At 39.6% G+C, this 2,984-nt stretch carries 3 protein-coding genes and 1 pseudogene; 3 read left to right on the forward strand and 1 reads right to left on the reverse strand.

The window, feature by feature from the left end; genetic code table 11:
- The first annotated feature begins 359 nt into the window (after window positions 1-359).
- The 3 genes and pseudogenes from ACFFAP_RS37610 to ACFFAP_RS37620 all read left to right on the forward strand — a co-directional run bounded on the left by ACFFAP_RS37610 (window position 360) and on the right by ACFFAP_RS37620 (window position 2,747).
- Window positions 360-592: pseudogene (locus tag ACFFAP_RS37610) on the forward strand (GlsB/YeaQ/YmgE family stress response membrane protein).
- Window positions 593-793: 201 nt separating this feature from the next.
- Window positions 794-1,486, forward strand: a complete 693-nt coding sequence (locus ACFFAP_RS37615) for a manganese catalase family protein (protein WP_375515970.1) — start codon at window positions 794-796, stop codon at window positions 1,484-1,486.
- Between the two features lie 520 nt (window positions 1,487-2,006).
- Window positions 2,007-2,747, forward strand: a complete 741-nt coding sequence (locus ACFFAP_RS37620; protein WP_375515971.1) for a DUF3891 family protein — start codon at window positions 2,007-2,009, stop codon at window positions 2,745-2,747.
- A gap of 35 nt (window positions 2,748-2,782) precedes the next feature.
- Here the strand turns inward: ACFFAP_RS37620 and ACFFAP_RS37625 are convergent.
- Window positions 2,783-2,984: hypothetical protein (locus ACFFAP_RS37625; protein ID WP_375515972.1), on the reverse strand; the 202-nt coding region annotated here is incomplete at its 5' end.

The raw sequence follows: 2,984 nt of genomic DNA on the forward strand, positions 1-2,984 counted from the left end.
ATCAATGATAACGAAACCGTTATAAATTTTTTAACGCATCTCCAAAAAGTTAGATAATATTTTTACATCTTACTTAAGATAGATATAAATAGATATAAAAAAATATATTTTATTAAATTTTTAGTGTCTATTTTTACATAAAATAAACTTTAGACTGATGTATTCAATAATTCCTGATTTATCTGGCAAAACTTTCGTTTAGCATTTTTATGCTATGAAAGAAAAAATGCAAATTTACATTAAAATCTTGATGTAAACTTTTTTATCTAACTTTTGGATTTAGCATTTCTTCCATCTGGTAGAAAGAATTGTAAATCAGAATTGATAACTTAGAGACAAGTGAGATTGTTGAGGCAGTTATGAGTATTATTGCTTGGGTAGTTTTAGGACTTTTGGCAGGTGCGATTCCTAAAGCTATTCATCCTAGTTATCAAGGCGGCGGAATTCTCTTTACAGCGATTTTGGGTATCGTTGGTGGAAGTCTGTTTACCTTGCTACGAACAGGAACTCTGCAAATTACTGCGGCTGCGCTGGTTTAATCTCTGGTATTTTAGTGGCTGTACTCGGCGCAATTGTTGCTATTTATCTATGAGGATTAATCAGAATAAGCAGCAATGCCTAATCGCTGATTGGCATTTATCAACACTGACATGACTACTGTATTTTATCAGTCTTCTAGTTCACTAGTTTGAGAAGCTATCAAACATTAAATTAGCTCTGTCTGGAAAATACTAGGAGACAATAAAGTAGCTGATCCTTTAGAGAACATCATAATTTTGGGAAGTGTAAATCTATGTTTTTTCACAAAAAAGAGCTTATTCATGCAGTTAACATTAGTGAACCAAACCCTCGTTTTGCTCAATTACTTTTAGAGCAGTTTGGCGGAGCTACTGGAGAACTTAGCGCAGCACTTCAATATTGGGTTCAATCATTCCATGTTGAAAATGCTGGAATTAGAGATATGCTCCAAGATATTGCGATCGAGGAATTCGGCCATTTAGAAATGGTTGGAAAACTCATCGAAGGTCATACCAAAAATGTGGATCAAACAGAGGCTTATAAGAGTACTCTCTTTGCGATTCGAGGGGTTGGTCCTCATTTTCTAGATAGTCAAGGTAATGCTTGGACTGCAAATTATTTGAATGAGGGTGGAGATGTAGTGCGTGATTTAAGAGCTAATCTTGCAGCTGAAGCTGGCGCTCGTCAGACTTACGAAGAATTGATTAAGTTGGCAACCGACAAAGGAACCCAAGAGACTTTAGTCCATCTGTTAACACGAGAAATTTCTCATACCCAGATGTTTATGAAAGCTCTAGATTCGTTGGGTAAGTTGACAGATCCGTTCTTTGGTAATATTAAGCCAGATGAAACTGTTGCTCTCTACTACAACCTATCTACAGACGGTAATGGTCAAGATGAGCGTGGGCCTTGGAATTCTGAGCCAACATTCAAATATATTGCTGATCCGCTAAAAAGCCACTCTTAATTCCATAGGTTGCAGTTAGAGTTTCTTGAAAACTCCCAATCGTTAGGTGGGCAAACAGCCCACCTTGTTTAGCAATGATTAAACTGTTTGTCTAGATTAGGTATTTTGGATAATTTAGCTTTATCCAACCTATGGCAATCCTAAATCATTCGAGAACAACAAGATTCCCGACTTAATTAGAGAAGACTTAATTAGAGAAGTCGGGAATTTAAGCCGATCAGTATTTGCTGATATTGATTTGGATACAAAACGCGCTTTGGATACATACAGCACTTTGCAAGTAAATGAAGTACACCCTCTCCTCAACCCTCCCTAATACCTTGGGGAGGTTGGGGAATTCTTGTACCTCACAAACTTGCAAAGTGCTGTATTTGTGCGCGATATTGAAAATGGCATGGCTATAAATATTAAGCCACACTCAAGAAGTCAGAGCGATCGCCTCTTCAAATCTACCCCGACGTTTCTAAATTCAAAAATTAATTCAACTCAAAATCCAAACTAAGAATCAGGAGATTGATTTGTGATTGTCAACGCTACGCCAAATGGTTGGGAAGTCATTTATCACCGCGCTCATGCTTTGTTAGCAGCTCAACTGGCGGGACAGTGGCGACGTAAAGATGCGCCAGCAAGGTTATATGAAACTGTCGCTGCAATTTCGCATCACGATGACCTAGAAAAAGAGTGGGAAGAAGACATTCTTACTGAAGCGGGTGCGCCAAAGGACTTCACTCTCGCCACAAAGAAGGATGCAGAAATTGGTATTAAGAAAGTGGCTGATTTGGCAAAGAATGCCCGCTACCGGGGACGGTGGGTGGCTTTGTTAATTTCCATGCACATCAGCCGTTTACATGAGCCAAGCCGGGGTCAGTTTCTAGAACTAGACAAAGTTTTAGATGAGCAACTTCAAAACCAGCAACGTTGGCGCAAGGAACTAGGCATTACAAAGGAAGAAGTTGATGCAGCCTATGCATTTATGCAATGGTGCGATCGCCTTTCTCTCATTTTATGTCAGCAAGAACTACCTGAGGATGAGCGGTTTTTAGAAATTAGCAAGGGTCCTGAAGGTCAGCGCTATGACATCATGCAGCGCAGCGATAACTTGGTTGTTGTCAAACCTTGGCCTTTCCAAGACGATAAATTTACAGTCAAGGTCGAAGCCTGCGACCTCTCCCAGGTAAAATTTGAAAGCAGCACCGAATTAGCTCAAGCACTACAAGAAGCTCCCATCAAGGTACTAGAGTGGACATTCGTTAAGAGTTAGATTACACACAGCTGCAAAAAAGACAAAGGTTAAAACTAGGGCGTGTTTTCAAACCACAACCACAAAAGAATGGAAGCGATGGCTGCGCCTACATCTTCTGGTGCGTCCGCTACGCGTAGCTTGCTTCCCCAAGCATCGCCGAAATAATAAATGCGTACGCCGAAATAATAAATGAGTACGCCGAAATAATAAATGAGTACGCTGAAATAACAAATGCGTACGCCGAAATAACAAATG

Origin of the sequence: uncultured Nostoc sp. (assembly GCF_964245575.1) — a bacterium.
GTDB lineage: Bacteria > Cyanobacteriota > Cyanobacteriia > Cyanobacteriales > Nostocaceae > Nostoc.

Excerpts from the sequence above, each read along its gene's own strand:
- ACFFAP_RS37615 (WP_375515970.1), top strand. The coding sequence starts at position 794 with ATGTTTTTTCACAAAAAAGAGCTTATTCATGCAGTTAACATTAGTGAA.